This is a genomic window from Streptomyces mayonensis (assembly GCF_018982965.1).
Classification (GTDB): Bacteria; Actinomycetota; Actinomycetes; order Streptomycetales; family Streptomycetaceae; genus Streptomyces; species Streptomyces mayonensis.
On the sequence record NZ_JACBYP010000087.1, the window covers coordinates 17,281 to 33,975 of the forward strand.

General features: G+C 71.8%; 14 protein-coding genes. 11 read left to right on the forward strand and 3 right to left on the reverse strand.

Features of this window, described 5'->3' with window-relative positions; genetic code table 11:
- Positions 1 to 47: 47 nt before the first annotated feature.
- The 3 genes from HZS56_RS26930 to HZS56_RS26940 all read left to right on the forward strand — a co-directional run bounded on the left by HZS56_RS26930 (position 48) and on the right by HZS56_RS26940 (position 2,639).
- On the forward strand, positions 48 to 725 hold the full coding sequence (locus HZS56_RS26930) for a 4-carboxy-4-hydroxy-2-oxoadipate aldolase/oxaloacetate decarboxylase (RefSeq protein WP_216723376.1): 678 nt from the start codon (positions 48 to 50) through the stop codon (positions 723 to 725).
- Complete coding sequence (locus HZS56_RS26935) at positions 722 to 1,645, forward strand: NAD(P)-dependent oxidoreductase (protein ID WP_216723377.1); 924 nt, start codon at positions 722 to 724, stop codon at positions 1,643 to 1,645. Before HZS56_RS26930 ends, HZS56_RS26935 begins: the two co-directional genes overlap by 4 nt.
- A gap of 70 nt (positions 1,646 to 1,715) precedes the next feature.
- Positions 1,716 to 2,639 carry a LysR substrate-binding domain-containing protein gene (locus HZS56_RS26940; protein WP_216723378.1) on the forward strand — a complete coding sequence of 308 codons (924 nt, stop codon included), beginning with the start codon at positions 1,716 to 1,718 and terminating at the stop codon, positions 2,637 to 2,639.
- 10 nt (positions 2,640 to 2,649) lie between these two features.
- Here HZS56_RS26940 and HZS56_RS26945 read toward each other — a convergent pair whose 3' ends face one another.
- Complete coding sequence (locus HZS56_RS26945) at positions 2,650 to 3,393, reverse strand: SDR family oxidoreductase (RefSeq protein WP_216723379.1); 744 nt, start codon at positions 3,391 to 3,393, stop codon at positions 2,650 to 2,652.
- Between the two features lie 206 nt (positions 3,394 to 3,599).
- On the opposite strand from HZS56_RS26945, the gene HZS56_RS26950 reads away from it, so the two are divergent.
- From HZS56_RS26950 to HZS56_RS26965, 4 genes are all read left to right on the forward strand, one after another.
- Positions 3,600 to 4,610 carry a 2-hydroxyacid dehydrogenase gene (locus HZS56_RS26950; RefSeq protein ID WP_216723380.1) on the forward strand — a complete coding sequence of 337 codons (1,011 nt, stop codon included), beginning with the start codon at positions 3,600 to 3,602 and terminating at the stop codon, positions 4,608 to 4,610.
- A complete protein-coding gene (locus HZS56_RS26955; protein WP_216723381.1) occupies positions 4,607 to 5,377 on the forward strand; it encodes a glucose 1-dehydrogenase in 771 nt (256 codons plus the stop codon). The genes HZS56_RS26950 and HZS56_RS26955 overlap by 4 nt, the downstream gene beginning before the upstream one ends.
- Positions 5,378 to 5,445: 68 nt before the next feature.
- Positions 5,446 to 5,814, forward strand: coding sequence for a PadR family transcriptional regulator (locus HZS56_RS26960; RefSeq protein WP_216723382.1), 369 nt, complete (start codon positions 5,446 to 5,448; stop codon positions 5,812 to 5,814).
- Positions 5,811 to 6,389: an HAAS signaling domain-containing protein gene (locus tag HZS56_RS26965; RefSeq protein ID WP_216723383.1), complete on the forward strand. Its 579-nt coding sequence runs from the start codon at positions 5,811 to 5,813 to the stop codon at positions 6,387 to 6,389. The genes HZS56_RS26960 and HZS56_RS26965 overlap by 4 nt, the downstream gene beginning before the upstream one ends.
- A 91-nt stretch (positions 6,390 to 6,480) precedes the next feature.
- Here the strand turns inward: HZS56_RS26965 and HZS56_RS26970 are convergent, their stop codons facing one another.
- On the reverse strand, positions 6,481 to 8,085 hold the full coding sequence (locus HZS56_RS26970) for an aspartate aminotransferase family protein (protein ID WP_216723384.1): 1,605 nt from the start codon (positions 8,083 to 8,085) through the stop codon (positions 6,481 to 6,483).
- Positions 8,086 to 8,350: 265 nt separating this feature from the next.
- Here HZS56_RS26970 and HZS56_RS26975 point away from each other — a divergent pair, with 265 nt between their 5' ends.
- Positions 8,351 to 9,676: an FAD-dependent oxidoreductase gene (locus HZS56_RS26975; RefSeq protein WP_216723385.1), complete on the forward strand. Its 1,326-nt coding sequence runs from the start codon at positions 8,351 to 8,353 to the stop codon at positions 9,674 to 9,676.
- A gap of 52 nt (positions 9,677 to 9,728) precedes the next feature.
- Positions 9,729 to 10,499, forward strand: a complete 771-nt coding sequence (locus HZS56_RS26980; RefSeq protein ID WP_216723386.1) for an SDR family NAD(P)-dependent oxidoreductase — start codon at positions 9,729 to 9,731, stop codon at positions 10,497 to 10,499.
- Positions 10,500 to 10,701: 202 nt separating this feature from the next.
- On the opposite strand, the gene HZS56_RS26985 is transcribed toward HZS56_RS26980, so the two are convergent.
- The gene (locus HZS56_RS26985) at positions 10,702 to 11,856 is read right to left on the reverse strand and encodes an acyl-CoA dehydrogenase family protein (protein WP_216723387.1); all 1,155 of its coding nucleotides are present in this window, start codon (positions 11,854 to 11,856) and stop codon (positions 10,702 to 10,704) included.
- A gap of 149 nt (positions 11,857 to 12,005) precedes the next feature.
- Between HZS56_RS26985 and HZS56_RS26990 the strand changes: the two genes are divergently transcribed.
- Both HZS56_RS26990 and HZS56_RS38955 read left to right on the forward strand, forming a co-directional pair.
- Entirely contained in the window at positions 12,006 to 13,040 is a 1,035-nt protein-coding gene (locus HZS56_RS26990) for a ketoacyl-ACP synthase III family protein (protein ID WP_216723388.1), read from the forward strand.
- A 302-nt stretch (positions 13,041 to 13,342) separates the two neighbouring features.
- The coding region (locus HZS56_RS38955) for a type I polyketide synthase (RefSeq protein WP_216723389.1) at positions 13,343 to 16,695 on the forward strand (3,353 nt) is incomplete at its 3' end.

Genomic DNA, 16,695 nt, shown 5'->3' on the forward strand with positions numbered 1-16,695 from the left:
CCAATCACCGACCACCTGACCGACCCGCAACCCGAGGGAGCGCCTTCATGATCCATGTACGTACCCGCATCGACCGGCCGTCCGCCGACGTGGTGGCCGCGCTCGGCCGGTTCTCCGCCGCGACCATCCACGAGGCGCAGGGCCGCAAGGGAGCGCTGGCGCACCGGCTGAAGCCCGTGGACCCCGCCATGTCCTTCTGCGGACCGGCCTTCACGGTCGACGCGCAGGCCGGCGACAACATCATGGTGCAGGTCGCCATCTCGTACGCCCGGCCCGGCGACGTCGTCATCGTCGCGGGGTCGGAGTTCGAACAGGCGGGTTCCTTCGGCGACGTCCTGGCCACCGCCTGCCGGAGCAAGGGACTGGCCGCCTTCGTCACCGACTCGGGTGTGCGCGACAGCGCCGACCTGCGCGAGCTCGGCTTCCCGGTCTTCTCCGGATCCGTCTGCATCGAGGGAACCGTCAAGGAGACCCTCGGCCAGGTCAACCGCCCGATAGCCGTGGGCGGTCGGATCGTCCGGCCGGGGGACATCCTGCGCGGGGACGCCGACGGCATCGTCGTGGTCGACCCGGCTGAGGGGGAGGAGGTCGCCCGGCTCTGCCAGGAGCGCGAGGACCACGAGGCGGAGATCCGCGCACAGCACCGCCGGGGCGACCGCAGCCTGATCGAGGTCCACGGGCTCACCGAGAAGCTCAAGGCCAAGGGCCTGGTCGTCGAGGAGTGAGCCGCCCCCTGAACCCGCCCGGCGTCGCCGTGCTCGGACTCGGCCCGATGGGCGCCCCGGTGGCCGGGCACATCGCCCGCGCCGGCTTCCCGCTCCAGGTGTGGAACCGGACCCGGGCCACGGCCGACGCCTCGGGCCACCGGAGCGTTGCCCGGCCCGGAGAACTGCGTGCGCGCATCGTGTTGTCGGTGCTGCCGGACACCGACCAGTTCGACGAGGTCGCGCCCGAGCCCGTCGTACGCCGCTGGGCCGCGGGCGGTACCACGCACGTTGCGGTGCTCAGCACCACCTCGCCCGAAAGGGTGCGCGGGCTCGCCGAGCGGCTCGGCCAGCACGGCCTGGCGGTGCTGGACGCGCCGATGAGCGGCGGCGACACCGGCGCCCGCGCCGGCACGCTGAGCCTGATGGTGGGCGCCGACCCCGAGGCGTACCGCACGGTGGAACCGGTACTGAGGTCCTTCGCCGCCACCGTCGAGCACATGGGCCCGCCGGGCGCGGGCAGCGCCGCCAAGCTCTGCAACCAGGTGATCGTCGCGGGCACCCTGGTCGCCGTCGCCGAAGCCCTCGATCTGGGCCGCCGGGCGAATCTGTCCGGCGAGCGGCTGGTCCGCGTGCTCCGAGGAGGCCTGGCCGCAGGTGCCGTCCTCGACGCCAAGGCCGGGAAGATCCTCGACCGTGACTACCGCCCCGGCGGCAGTGCGGCCAACCAGCTCAAGGACCTCCGCCACGCCACCGCGCTCGCCGACGCGCTCGGCGCCCGCCTGCCGCAGACCCGGCGCACCCGCGCGCTCTTCGAGGAGGTGCTGCGCCGGGGCCTGGGCGCCGCGGACCACGCGGCGGTGTACGAGATCGTCACGGCCCACGGCGAGGACGACGGCCAGGACGCCGGCGAGCACGACGGCGAGGAAGGAGACCGGTGAGGCGGGCCCGGCTGTTCCGCCGCCGGGCCTCCTCGGGTTACGTTCACCTGCAACGATCGGGAGGAGCGCGATGGACACCCGCAGGCTCGGATACTTCGTCAGAGTGGCCGACGTCGGCAACATCACCCGGGCCGCGGACTCGCTGCACATCACCCAGTCGGCGCTCAGCCAGCACATCTCCGCACTGGAGAGCGACCTCAAGACCCGTCTGCTGGAACGCACCGGCCGCGGCGTCCAGGTCACGGCGTCCGGCCGCTCCCTGTACCGCTACGCCCAGGGCATCCTGCGCCTGGAGAAGGCGGCGCGGATCGACCTGCGGGCCGGCGACGAGACCCCGGCGGGGCTGGTGACCGTCGGCCTCGCCTCGTACAGCATGGCGCCGGGAGTGGCCGTACCGCTGCTGCGGGCGGTCCGGGAGCGGTACCCCAACATCCATCTGCAGCTCATCCAGAACCTGACGGTGGTGATGAGCCAGGCGGTGCTCCTCGGCCAGGTCGACATGGCGCTCATCTACGACCCCGGCTACGTCAAGGGCGTCGTCTTCGACCACGTCCTGGAGGAGGAGTTCCACCTGGTCACCAGCGCCCGGGCGGTACGCCCCGCCGTCCGCGGGGACGCCGTCACCCTCAAGGAAGCCAGCCGCCTCGACTTCGTCATGCCCAACGAACTGCACACCGTCCGGCGCGTCACCGACACCGCCTTCCACGCCGCGGGGCTGCACTGCTCCGTCGTGGCCGAGGTCGAGCCGGACACGGTGCTGCGGGAGGCCGTGGTGAGCGGGCTCGGCGCCACCGTGCTGCCGCTCGCGGCCGTCAGGGCGCACTTCGCCGCCGACGAGGTCCGCGTCCACCGTTTCGCCGACGCCCGCCTGCGCACCGCGATGTCGCTGTGCACCCCGGAGGTGCAGCCGCTCTCGCACGCCGCGGCGCTCGTGGCGGACCTGCTGCGCACCCTCCTGCTCGACCCGGCGGTCCCGGTGCGCGGATCCGTGTGAGCGTACGGTGTCAGCCCGCGCGCCGTTCGAACTCCAGACCCCCCGGCACCTGGAAGGCCGGCAGGATCTCGATGTGCCCGATGTTGACGTGCCGGGGCGAACCGACGGCGAACTCGATGGCGTCGGCGATGTCCTCGGGCCTGAGCGACTCGTAGCCGTCGAAATAGCGTCGCTTCGCCTCTTCCATGTCCCCGAGAAGCCGGCCGAATATCTCCGTCTCCACCCGCCCGGGGCAGATTTCCGTGACCCGTACGCGACGGCCGAAACCGTCCACGCGGAGCTGCCGGGAAAGGGTGTGGACCGCCGACTTCGTGGCGTGGTAAATCGTGTTTCCGCCGAAGTTGTAGACACCGGCGATCGAACTGATGTTGACGATGTGACCGAGGTCGCGTTCCACCATGCCCGGCATGAGGAGCCGTACGAGGTGGAGGACCGCCTGGATGTTGACGGCCACCTGTTCGTCCACGGCCGGTTCGTCGGCCGTGAGGATGTTGCCCGGGCGGGAGACTCCGGCGTTGTTCACGAGGACGTCGACCTCCAGGCCGCCCACCGCCCCGGTCAGCGCACCGGTGTCGGTGATGTCCACGGCGTGCGGCACGCACCCGGTCCGTTCGGCCAGCCCGGCCAGCCGAGCGGTGTCACGGGCGACCGCGTGCACTTCGAGGCCCCGAGCGGCGAGGCGTTCGACGACGACGGCCCCGATGCCGGTCGAGGCACCCGTGACCAGGGCGGTCCGGTAGTCGGAGAAAGGCATGAAGACGGTCCCCTCGATCTCGGAATCACCACGAGGAACATAAGGGTGCGATCGCGGCCACGGCAATGTGTGACAGCCGGGTAATGGGTGGCCAGCAGAATTCCACATGGCGTCAGAAGGATTCCTGATGCGTCCTTTTTGAGTTCTGCTGTACGGATAGCGTGCGCATCGACGGTGCATCGACGGTGTGTGGCTGGGAGTTGAATATGAGTATGCGTGTTCTGGTCACTCGGGACGAACTTCCCGGGAGTGGGGTGGAGCGGCTCGGCGCGGTGGCGGAGCCGGTGCTGTGGCGGGGCGACGGCTCACCGGGGCCGGGGGAGCTCGCTGCACTCGCCGGGGGCACCGACGCCGTCCTGGCGCTGGGCAACGACACCGTGGACGCCGCCCTCCTGGACGCGGCCGGCCCGTCCCTCAAGGTGGTGGCCCTGGCCAGCATGGGGTACGACAACGCCGACCGGGCCGCCGCGGCAGAGCGGGGCGTCGTGCTGACCCACACCCCGGGAGTGCTCGCCGAGACCACAGCCGACCTGGCCTTCGCCCTGATCCTCGCGGCCAGGCGCCGTCTGGGCGCTGCCGCCGCCGACCTCGCCGCGGGAGGCTGGGACGTGTTCCGGATGCACGACTACCTCGGCCTTGACGTGCACGGCGCGACACTCGGTCTGATCGGCTACGGGCAGATCGGCCGCGCGGTGGCCCGGCGCGCCCAGGGTTTCGGCATGCGCGTCCTCCACCACGACCCGTTCAGCACGTCCGACGACGCCGTGTCGACCGCGACGGACCTCGACACCCTGCTGGCGTGCGCCGACATCGTGTCGCTGCACGTCCCGCTCACCGACGCCACCCGCCACCTCGTCTCCACCCGGGAGCTCGGCCTCATGAAACCCACCGCCACCCTGATCAGCACCGCCCGGGGCGGCGTCGTCGACGAGGACGCCCTGGTGCGCGCCGTACGGGAGGGGCGGCTGCACTCCGCCGGACTCGACGTCCACGAGCGCGAGCCCATGGGTGCCGAACCCTCCGCGCCGGCCGCCGAGGAGGACATCGTCACGCTGCCGCACATCGGATCGGCCACTCATGCCACCCGCGCCGCCATGGTCGACCTCGCGGTGGACAACATCCTCGACGTCCTCGCGGGCCTGCCGGCCCGTACCGCCGTGCCGGGCACCTCCGCCGTGCCCGGCGGTCCCACCCCCACCGACGGAGCGTCCGCATGAGCCACCCCGTCTTCGACATCACCGGCCGGACCGCCCTGATCACCGGGTCGAGCCGTGGCATCGGCAAGGCACTCGCCCGCGGTCTCCTGGAGGCCGGCTGCACGGTCGTGCTCAACGGCCGCGACACCGTCGCCCTGGAGGCGGCAGGGGAGGAACTCGACGGGGAATTCTCCGGGCGGGTCCACAGGGCCGCCTTCGACGTGACGAACTCCGCCGCCGTGGAGACCTGTGTCGCCGCCGTCGAGGAGCAGGTCGGTCCCCTCGACATCCTGGTCAACAACACCGGCGTCCAACAGCGCGCGCCCTTCACCGAGTTCACCGACGAACAGTGGCACCGGCTGCTCGACACCAACCTCACCGGCGCCTTCCTGGTGGGCCGCGCGGTCGCGCGCCGCATGACACCGCGGGGCCGCGGCAAGATCGTCAACATCTGCTCGCTGCAGAGCGAGACGGTCCGGCCGGGCATCGCCCCGTACTCCGCGACCAAGGGTGCACTGAAGATGCTCACCAAGGGCATGTGTGCCGACCTCGGGCCCCACGGCATCCAGGTGAACGGCATCGGTCCGGGGTACTTCGCCACCGACCTCAATGCCGCCCTGGTGGCCGACGACGACTTCAGCGCCTGGGTGCGCGGGCGCACACCGGCCGGCCGCTGGGGAGAGGTCGAGGACCTCGTCGGCGCGCTCCTCTTCCTCGCCTCACCCGCCTCCGACTTCGTCAGCGGCCAGGTGCTGTACGTGGACGGCGGCATGCTCTCAGTGCTCTGACCGGGCGGCCGCCGCTGTGCCGAACAGCTCCGGCACAGTGGCGGCGGTCGCCATGTACCATGCATTGCATGGTAGCTGGCAAAGCAAGCAACGATCAGGCGGAAGCCCGCAGCGTGAGCCAGCTGCGCAAGGGTGTTCTGGAGTACTGCGTTCTGGCGCTGCTGCGCGAGCGGCCCCGCTACGGGGTGGAACTGCTGGAGGTCCTCGGCGACTCGCCGGTCATGGCGACCAGCCAGGGGACGCTGTACCCGCTGTTGTCCCGGCTGCGCAGATCCGGTCTGGCGGACACGTTCCTGGTGGAGTCGGACAGCGGGCCGTCCCGCAGGTACTACAGGCTGACCGACCAGGGGCGGCAGGCCCTTGAGGAGTTCGCCGGGCAGTGGCCCGGTTTCCGCGACGCTGTTGACCGTTTCCTCGTCACTGGAGCTGAATCATGAGCAACGCCCTCTCCCACCCGATGGTGCACGCCTACCTGGCCTCGGTCGAGGCGGAGGCGGCGGTGCTGTCCGACGACCGGCGCCGCGACCTGGTGGCGGATCTGCGCGAGCACATCGAGTCCGTGCTGCCCCAGGGCTTCGACGACGCCGAGGTCCGGGAAACCCTGGACCGGCTCGGCAGCCCCCGGGAGATCGCCGCCGCGGCGATCGCGGAGGAGCCCGGTGTCCAGCCGCTGCGGCCGGAGAGCGGTGTGCGCACCGCTGTGACCCTGGGCATGGTCGTGCTGGCCGCCCTGTTCTTCTGGGGAGCCGGCGTCGGCCTCGTACTGGCCGTCGTCGCCGCCGTACGGATCTGGCGCTCGCCGTCCTGGACGGACCGGGACAAGCGCCTGGGCATCGCCGGTGCTTTCTCGCCGCTCCTGGTGACACCCGCGGCCGCGGCACTGCTCGGCTCCTCCGGCCGCCTCGGGGCCCCCGAACTCCTCGGTGCCTTCCTGATCGGCACCGTGTTCCCGCTGGTCGTGGCCGTGCGCCTGGGGCGAAGCGCCGCCCGCCTGCGGCCGCAAGCAGCCTGAAGCGCACCAGCGTGTGCCGCGTCGGGCAGGACGGCACGCCGTCCGGGGAGGGGCCCGGGCGGCGTGCCGCGGTCGCTCGACCAGAGCGCGGTCAGCCCGACAGGCGCTGCTCGTCCTCGTCGCGGAACAGGGTGCACAGGTCGCGCAGCGCCGTTTCCAGGTGGTCGGTCTCCTCCTGCGTCAGGTGCAGGGACGGGGCGAACCGCAGGGTGTTCGGGGCGCTGGCCGTCGGCAGGACCCGGACGCGGTGCGCGCCCAGCAGGTACCCGGCGGCGACATAGCCCAGGATCCCGCCCTGGGCGGCGGAGCTGATCGTCGGGGAGGCGGAGCCGGACTGGTCGTGGAACTCCAGGCCCTGGAGCAGGCCCTTGCCGCGCGTGTCCTTGACGACCTCCGGGAAGTCGGCCCGTACCCGGTCGAGGGCCGCGCGCAGCATCCCGCCGCGCTCCTCGACCTGCCGGTACGCCGCACCGTCGTCCGCCTCCAGCAGTTCCAGGACCTTGAGGGCGATCGCGGTGGAGAAACCGTCCTTGGCGAACGTCGAGCTGTGCACCAGCTCGAACTCGCCGCGGTAGCGCTTCTGGTGCACCAGCACCACCGAGCTCTTGGCGATGCCGCCGCCCAGGCTCTTGGAGAGCACGTAGTAGTCGCCGCGCAGTCCCACATGGGAGGAGGCGAGGAAGGCGCCGGTACGGCCGAGGCCCGTCTGGATCTCGTCGATCAGCAGCGGGCAGTCCGCCTCGGCGGACACGCGCTGGATGTGCTCCGCCGACGCGCGGTCGAGCGCCCGGATGCCGCCCTCGCCCTGGATCGGCTCCAGCAGGAAGGCACAGAAGGCGGGGAAGTCACGCTCCACGACGTCGGCGACGCCGTCGGCGACCACCACGTCCAGGACCCGCGCCTGGGCCCGCAGGCCGTCCACGGTCTTGGTGAGGACGTCGGGCTGGTTCGGCGGGACGAAGTGCGCCTGCGCGCCGAGGCCGCCGAAGGCCGAGCGGAAACCGCTGTTGTGGGTCAGCTGGACGCTGCCCATCAGCTTCCCGTGGAACGATCCCTCCAGGGCGAGCAGCACCGGTGGACGGCCCGCGACCTCGCCGTTGTGGCGGGCCACGGCGCCCACGAGGTGTTCGAGGGCCTCCCGGGCAGAGCCGTCGCCGGTTGCGGGCGCCGCCGGCACGGACGCCTTGCCGTAGGCGGAGTCCGCGACTGTCAGGCGGCCCTCCCGCGCAGCCGCCCGCGCCTCCTCGACATGCCCCTCGATCTCGCCCATGAGCGCCGCCACCTTGAGCACGCGGTCGAACTCCGCCTGCTTGACGGCCGTTTCGATCGCCTCGGCACCCGTGCTGGCGAAGTGCGCGAAGTAGGGCCCGGTGACCCCGGTCTCGCGGGAGACGATCTCGTTGAGCTTCACCGCGAGCCGGTTGGCCGCCGGGTGCCGTGAGAACTGCGCGTACACCGGCGCCCCGGAGTCCAGAACGGCCTTCGCGTGCGCCGTGAGTTCCGCGTTGTTGTGGCCCAGGATCAACGACGCGTATCCGCCGCAGTAGTCGGTGACGGGAATCTCCGTGCCGTCGGCACCGAGATGGAAAACCGTGTTTCCTTCGCCTCTCACATACTCGACACCGAGGCCCGAATTCGACAGCACGTTGGTCAAATACGGTTCGGTGAGCTGGGGTTCCGGTGCTGCCGATTCCATCGTCTCTCCTCCGCCGTGGGGGATGCGGTTTCCCGCCCGTCCCCCGCATGTGCCACCACGTTCGCGTGAGCCTAGGGAATGTCCAACGGCGGGGAAACAGCGGGCGGTAATGCCTCGGTAATCCCGTGCACGCGCCGGACCGTGCTCGTGCGATGGGCGTCCTGTGAGCGCCGTGGGCCTAGTTTGGCTGCGTTCTTCCGACGGCCGCGAACTGCCGCGAAAGAAGTCCGGAAGGTCCCGCATCGACTACGAGGAGCCGCTCGCCATGAAATTTCGCGCTGAAGGCCACGCGGTCGTCGTGGGAGCCGGCCCGGCGGGCCTCTTCGCGGCCCGGGCCCTGGCCGACGCCTTCGGGCGGGTGACCGTCGTGGAGCGGGACGATCCGGCCGACGGGCACCGGCGCGGGGTTCCGCAGAGCGGACACGCGCACGACTTCCTGATCCGGGGCCACCAGATCGCGGAGCAGTGGTTTCCCGGCATCGGCGAGGAGATGGTGGCCGGCGGCGCCCACGCCGGGGACATCGGCCGGGACCTCCGCTGGGTGATCGCCGGACGTCCCCTGGTCAAGGGTGAGTCCGGGCTCTCCACCGTGGTCAGCTCCCGCGGCTTCCGTGAGCGTCATCTGCGGGCACGCGTCGAGGCGCTGCCGCAGGTGACCGTGGTCGGCGGACAGGACGTCGCCGGGCTCTCCTTCTCCGAGGACGGCAGCGTCGTCGACGGCGTGCTGCTGGGGAGCGACGGAGGCAGGAAGCTGTCGGCCGACCTCGTGGTGGACGCCTCGGGCCGGGGCTCGCGCACCCCCGTATGGCTGGAGGAGCACGGCCACGGGCGGGTCGAGGAGGAGAAGCTCAAGGTCGACGTGGGGTACGCCACCCGCATCGTACGGGCGCCCGCCGACGCCTTCGCAGGGGACGTCGGCATCAACGTCGTCGCCTCGCCCGACTCCCCGCGCGGGGGAGCGTGCCAGCGGGTCGAGGACGACCGCGTCGTGGTGACGCTCTACGGCGTGCTCGGGGACCACCCGCCCACCGACGCCGAGGGCTTCAACAGCTTCGCCAAGTCCCTGGCGGCCCCCGACATCTACCGGATCCTGGAGGTCGCCGAGCCCCTTTCCGAGGCACGGCGCTACCGCTTCCCGGCCAGCCTGCGGCGGCACTACGAACGGATGGGTTCCTTCCCCCGCGGGCTCCTGGTGCTCGGCGACGCCGTGTGCAGCCTCAACCCCCGCTACGGGCAGGGGATGGCGTTCTCCGCGATGCAGGCCCTGGCGCTCCACGACCACCTGCGCGAGGAAGGGGAGGCGCCGCAGCCGGACGCGTACTTCCGCCGGCTCGCCGAGCAGGCCGTCGACCCGGTCTGGGGCATGACGCTGCTCAGCGACCTCAGTTTCCCCGGGGTCCAGGGCGAACGGACGCCGGAGACGCTTCAGGTGCTGGAACTCGTGGGCCGGACCCAGGTCGCGGCCACCCTCGACGGGTCGCTGGCCCTCAGCTGCCTGCGGGTCTTCGGGCTCCTCGATCCGCCGACGGCGCTCCTGGACCCCGCGGTCCAGGCGCGCGTACACGAAACCCTGTCTCGTCAACCGGCTTGAACCGGGCCCGGGGCAGTACGCAATTCAGACACCGATAGGGGAATGTGAGCACATGGATCTCGGGTACGCAGGCAAGACAGTCGTGGTGACCGCGGCGGGCCGGGGCATCGGAGCCGCGGTGACGCGCACGCTCCTGGCGGAGGGCGCACGCGTCCTGGGAGCGGACGTGGAGGTGTCCACGGAGCTCAAGGAGAGCGGTGCCCTCACCTTCGAAGGGGACCTGACGACCGAGGAGGGGGCCAGGCTCCTGGCCGAGCGGGCCGCCGAGGAGTTCCCGGAGGGGGTCGACGTCCTGGTCAACGGGGTCGGCGGCCTGGCCGGCATGCCGATCACGGGCCTCGACGGGCTCACCGAGGACGTCTGGCAGCGCGGCTTCGACCTCAACCTGAACTCGGCGGTCCGGGTGACCCGGGCACTGCTGCCGCAGCTCAGGGAGGCCGTGGTGAGCATCGCCTCCAGCGTCGGCCGGTGGCCGAGCCAGGGCCCGTACTTCTACGCGTCGTCGAAGGCCGCCCTGCGGGCCTGGTCCAAGGGGCTCGCGGACGACCTCGCCGAGCGGGGCATCCGGGTCAACTCCGTCTCTCCCGGGCTGATCAGGACGCCGCTGTGGGACGAGTACGGGCCCCGCCTGAGCAAGGAGTGGGGCGTCGACTCCTTCGAGGACTTCGAGCGGGAGTTCCCGGCCATGGCCCACATCACGGCCGGACGCTGGGGAACGCCGCAGGAGGTCGCCAACCTGATCGCCTTCCTGGGCTCGTCGGCCGCCTCCTACATCACCGGGGCCGACTACCTCATCGACGGCGGTATGGAAAAGGTCCTCTGAACCCGGCCCGACCGGCCGCAGCGCACTCGGCAGCACAGCCCCCGTGACTCCGCCGGCCGCCCGTGCGGCCGGCGGGAACAGGAAGAACGGGAACAGGAGCACCACAGGCCCGGCGCGACCTTCCGGTCCCGCCGGGCCAGTCCTTTGCCGCCCCGACCGGTTCTCTGCCGGCCGGGGGCGAGGAGGACGCCGCGACCGCTTCTCAGGATCGGCGTGACACGGGCACCACGTAGCGGCTGAACAGCAGTTCGCGCAGTACGTCGTCGCCGCCCTCGACGATCGAGACGTACCGCATGTCCCTGACCAGCTTCCCGATCGGCAGCTCTTCCGTGTACCCGAGGCCGCCGAACATCTCCGACCCGGCACTCGCGATGTTCCAGCCCGCCTGGCCGCAGTAGAGCTTCGCGGTCAGCGCCGACTTCAGCGTCCCCTTCCTGGAGAACACCTTGGCGGCGTCCGGCCCCGCCATGATCTCGTCGTACTCGCGCGCGGCCTTGTGGCACTGGCTCTTCATGACGTCGATCTGCATCTCCATCTGCCCGATCTTCTGCGCCAGCACCGGGCTCTCGAGCAGAGAACCCCCGCGGAACGGCTTCTCCTTGGCATACGTCATGCACAGGTCGCGTATCCGCCTGGCGACCCCGATCGCGGTCGCCGCGATGAGGGTGCGGCTGGCGTTGAGTCCCGTCTCCAGGAGCCGCAGCCCGGAACCGGGCAGGCAGTTGGCGGCGGGCACCCGGCAGTTGTCCAGCTTCACGCCGTAGGTGTGCGAGGCGCGCAGGCCGATCACGTCCCAGCGCTTGACGATCTCTATCCCCGGGTTGTCCCTCGGGACCACGACCGCGAGGTACTCGTCGGGGTCGTCGGCGGCCCGGGCGAGGACGAGCAGGAAGTCGGCGAATTCCGCGTTGGTGGCGAAGAACTTCTCGCCGGTGAGGACCAGGTCGTTCCCGGACCGCGCGGCGACCGTCCCGATCCTGTTCAGCTCGCTTCCGGCCTCGCGTTCGCTGCCCAGCGCGGCGCAGAAGGTGCCGCCGGCCGCCATGGGCGCGAGGAAGCGGGCCTTCAGGTCGTCCGAGCCGTGCAACTGGACCATGCTGCTGCCCAAAATCGACACGAGCAGGGCGAAGGCCACGCCGGCGTCCCCGTACGAGAGCTCGTTGACGATCTCGACGCCCTCCTCGAGGGAGAACCCGCGGCCCCCGACGTCCTCGGACAGCCACCAGTTGGCGAGCCCCGTCTCGGCGAAGGCCTCGTACAGTGGCAGGGGTTTCTCCGACAGGGAGTCGAGCTTTTCGGTGTCCCCGAGTTCACTCTTGACAAACTGTCGCAAAATCTCCAGGTTTTGAGGTTCCATTCCATTGAGGCTAATGGCGCCCGTCCATCGTGCGGGCACCTCTGCGCAACCGGCGCCCATTACCGCACTATTACCGGCCGGAGAGGGCTCTTCTCCATTCTTCCTGCATCCTGATTCCAGTTTCGGGAGCAGAGAGGAGACACGGCCTGATGAGGTTCGAAGACCTGTACATCACCGGCGTCGGCGTCCACATACCCGGGCGGGTGAAGGCCGCGGACGCCGTGGAGCGCGGCGACTTCGACGAGCGGCTCGCACGGCAGACGGACCTGGCCTCCGTCGCCGTCTCGGACGGTGTGTCGGGGCCGGAGATGGCGGCCGAGGCCGCCCGCACGGCACTGCGGCGCTCCGGGACCGTCTCTCTGGACGTCGATCTGATCCTGCACGCCGACGTCTACTACCAGGGGCACGACCTGTGGGCCCCCGCCTCCTACATCCAGCGTCAGGCGGTGGGCAACCGCTGCCCCGCCATCGAGGTGCGGCAGCTCTCCAACGGCGGCATGGCGGCCATGGAACTGGCCGCCGGCGTCCTCAACGGAGGCCTGCCCACCAGCTCGGCCCTGCTCACCACGGGTGACCGGTTCTGCGAGCCGGGCCTCGACCGCTGGCACAGCGACCCCGGCACCGTGTTCGGCGACGCAGGCACCGCGCTCGTCCTGTCCCGCCGCCCCGGCTTCGCCCGGCTGCGCAGCCTGTGCACCGTCTCCGAGCCGGAACTGGAGGGGATGCACAGGGGCGACGACCCGTTCGGGGCGGAGCCGTTCGAAGTCCGCCAGCCCATGGACATGGAGGCCACCAAGCAGGCCTTCATCGACGAGGTGGGTGTCTCCTACAGCGTGGCGCGGGTGCAGGCGGGCCAGTCGGAGGCGCTCAAGCGGGCACTCAACGACGCCGGATGCGAACTGTCCGACATCGACTGGTTCGTGTTGCCGCACTTCGGGCGCCGCCGCCTCACGCAGACATTCCTGCGGCCGTGGGGCGTCGACCCCGCCGCGACCACCTGGTCCTGGGGCAGGACCGTCGGACACCTCGGCGCCGGCGACCAGTTCGCGGGCCTCGCCTACCTCGCCGAGTCGGGCAGCGCCAAGCCGGGGCAGCGCTGCCTCGTCGCCGGCATCGGGGCCGGGTTCACCTGGTCGTGCGCCGTGGTCGAGATCCGGCGGACCCCCTCCTGGGACAATCCGTAGACGGTCCCGCGCCCGGCCGCCGCAGCCGGCGGGGCACGGAGGCCGCTGCCGCACGGGGCACGATCCGCAGGACGCCCGAGGGGCCCGGTACCGGAAGTCCGGTTCGCGGGCCCCTTTTCTCAGCCGTCGTCCCGGGCACGACCGGTCCGGGCGATCTCTTGGGAAGTCCGGGAAGGGACGGGTAACGGGCCTCTCCCCGCGCCCGGCAGAACGCATCGTTACCGGCGCATGGTTGCGTCTGCCTAGGGTTTTCACCGGTGTGGAGAAGTACTCGGAGAGCATCGTTCCGGTGGGAGAACTCAGTGTCTAAAGAACCGTCCGGCGGCGAACTTCAGGTGGACAGCATCGCGGTCGTCGGTGTGTCGTGCTGGGCGCCGAACGCGACCGGCCTCACGGCTTTCCGGCGCCTGCTGAGCGCTGACGCCCCCCGGGCCGGCGCCGAGCGGGGCGCGGGCGGCGGCACCGGCGGAGCCGTCCCGTTCGACGCGGAGTTCTTCGGGCTCACCGCGAGCGAGGCCGACGCCCTCGGCCCGCGCGGACGACTGCTGCTCGAACTGGCCTGGGAGGCACTGGAGGACGCCGCCATCGTCCCCGCCGCGCTGCGCGGGACTCCGGCCGCAGTGTTCGTCTCCGCGTCCGGCGACGACGCGGACGCGATCTCCGGCAGCTTCGGGCTCGGCGGCCCGAGCCTCACCCTGGACCCGGACTCCTCCCCTTCGTCCGCCGCTCTCGGCCGGGCCTGCGAGAGCCTGCGCAGCGGCGAGAGCACCACCGCGCTCGTCGCGGGCCCGCTCGTGACACCGGCTCCGGGCGACGCGCCCAGCCCCGGCGAGGGCGCCCCCGACTCCGACACCCTCGGCGGTGACGGCGCCGCCGTCGTCGTACTCAAGCCCTTGAGCCGTGCCCTGGCGGACGGCGACCGCGTCCACGGAGTCATCGCGGGCGGCACCACCTGGGAGGACGACGACCCCGCGGCAGAAGTCACCCGTGTCCTCACGGCACTGCTGGGCCCCGGTGACCGGGAGCAGGCGCCCCACCACATCGTCGAGGCGGCCCCGCCCCGTGAGCAGGTCGCCGTCGACCGGGCCGGGACTGTCGACGGCGGCGTGCCGTCCGTGGTCCCCTGGCCGCTGTCGGGACACACCGCCTCGGCACTGCGCCGTCAGGCGGCCGCCCTGCTCGCCCGGGTCGAGGGCGACCCTGCCGTGCGCCCCCAGGACATCGGCTGGTCCCTGGCGACCGGACGCACCGCCTTCGCCCACCGGGCCGTCGCGCTCGGCGGCAGCCGGGAGGAACTGCTGGCCGCACTGCGGGAGGTGGCCGACGGACACACGTTCGGCGGACCCCTCGCCGGGCCGGACGGCAGCCGTACCGCCTTCGTCTTCCCCGACACCGCGGAGAGCACCGACCCCGCCCGCCTCGTCGAGTCGGCGGCCGAACTCTGGGAGGCCTCACCGGTCTTCGGCGCCCGCATGGCCGAATGCGCCGAGGCCATGGCCGAGTTCGCGGACTGGCGGCTCACCGAGGTGGTCCGGGGCACCCAGGGCCCCTCGCCGGCCGACTCGCCCGAGATCGCGCGGGCCCTGCGATTCGCGCACACGGTGGCGCTCGCCGAGGTGTGGCGCTCCTACGGTGTGGTGCCGCACCGGATCGTGGCGGAGACCGGCGGGGCCGAGGCCGCCGCCTGCGTCGCGGGAGCACTCCCGCTGCGCGACGCCGTACGCTCCGTCGTGTCCGAGCCCCGGCAGCCGGTGCACCTGTCGCCGGGGGAGGGCTCCGTACCCTGCCACCCGGCGGCCGGGGACAGCCTCCAGGAAGCCGTCCGTGCCGTACTGGACGACGGCGTCACCGTCTTCGTGGAGATGTCGCCCCACCCCGTGCTGGCCGGCGAACTCATGCGGACCGCCGCGGACATGGACCGGTCCTGCGCCGTCATCGGCTCCCTGCGCGACACCGAGCCCGCCTGGCGCCGACTGACGGCCGCACTGGCAGAGGCGTTCGTGAAGGGCGTGGCCGTCGACTGGCGGTACTCCTTCGAGGGCAGCGACGCGCACCGGGTGGACCTGCCTTCCTATGCCTTCCCGCGGACGGAGCCCGGGGCCCGGAAGCCGCGCCCGGACGCCGCCCCGGCGAGCCCGGACGCGGCGCCCGCCGCCTCCGCCTCCGCCTCCGCGGACGGTGCCGCCGGGGCGGGCGCGCAACGGACCGGCAAGGAACTGGTACGGCTCGTACTCGCCCACGCCACGGCCGTCCTCGACCACGAGGAACTCGGCCTCGCCGAGCGGAGCGTGTCGTTCAAGGACCTCGGCTTCGACTCGCAGGCGGCGATGTCCGTGACCAACCGGCTCGCCGAGGCGACCGGCCTGCGACTGCCCGCCACGTTGCTCTACGACCACCCCACCCCCGAAGCGGTGGCGGGCTACCTGGAGGACCTGCGCAACGGGGTCACCCGCAAACCGAGCCAGGCACCGGCGGAGGCGGCACCGGCTCCCCGCCGCGTCCGCCAGGACGAACCGATCGCCATCATCGGCATGGCCTGCCGGTACCCCGGAGGGGTGGACTCCCCGGAGGGCCTGTGGCAGGTCGTGGCCGAGGGACGCGACGTCATCTCCTCCTTCCCCACGGACCGCGGCTGGGACGAGGACGTCTACGACCCGGACCCGGAGAGCTCCGGACGCAGCTACACGCGAAACGGCGGATTCCTCTACGACGTGGGCGACTTCGACGCCGCGTTCTTCGGGATCGCGCCCCGTGACGCGCTGGCCATGGACCCGCAGCAGCGGCTGCTGCTGGAGATCGCCTGGGAGGCCGTCGAGCGGGCGAAGCTCGACCCGCGCGACCTCCACGGATCGCGCACCGGCGTGTTCATCGGCGCGCTCGCCCCGGACTACGGCCCCCGCACGCACGAGGCCCCGCAGGACGTCGAGGGGCACGTACTGACCGGCACCCAGACCAGTGTCGTCTCCGGGCGCATCGCGTACCACCTCGGACTGACCGGGCCCGCCCTCACCATCGACACCGCCTGCTCCTCGTCCCTCGTGGCACTGCACACGGCGATGCGCTCCCTGCGCACACAGGAGTCCGGCATGGCGTTGGCCGGCGGTTCGACCGTCATGGCCACACCCGGCCTGTTCATGGAGTTCTCGCGACAGCGGGGCCTGGCCCCGGACGGCCGGTGCAAAGCGTTCGCGGCGGCCGCGGACGGCACGGGCTTCGCCGAGGGAGCGGCGGTGCTGCTGCTGGAGCGGCTGTCGGACGCCCGTCGGCTGGGGCACGAGGTGCTGGGCGTGCTGCGGGGCTCCGCGGTCAATCAGGACGGTGCGTCCAACGGCCTGACGGCGCCGAACGGACCGTCGCAGGAACGCGTGATCCGTGACGCCCTCGCTGATGCGGGCCTGGCTCCGGGTGACGTGGACGTGGTGGAGGCGCACGGTACGGGGACCCGGCTGGGTGATCCGATCGAGGCTCAGGCGTTGCAGGCGACCTACGGTGCGGGGCGTGAGCGGGAGCGGCCGCTGTATCTGGGTTCGTTGAAGTCGAACATCGGTCACAGCCAGGCGGCTGCGGGCGTCGCCGGCGTGATCAAGATGGTGCAGGCGATGCGGCACGGTGTCATGCCGCGTACGTTGCACGTCGACGAGCCGACTCCGCATGT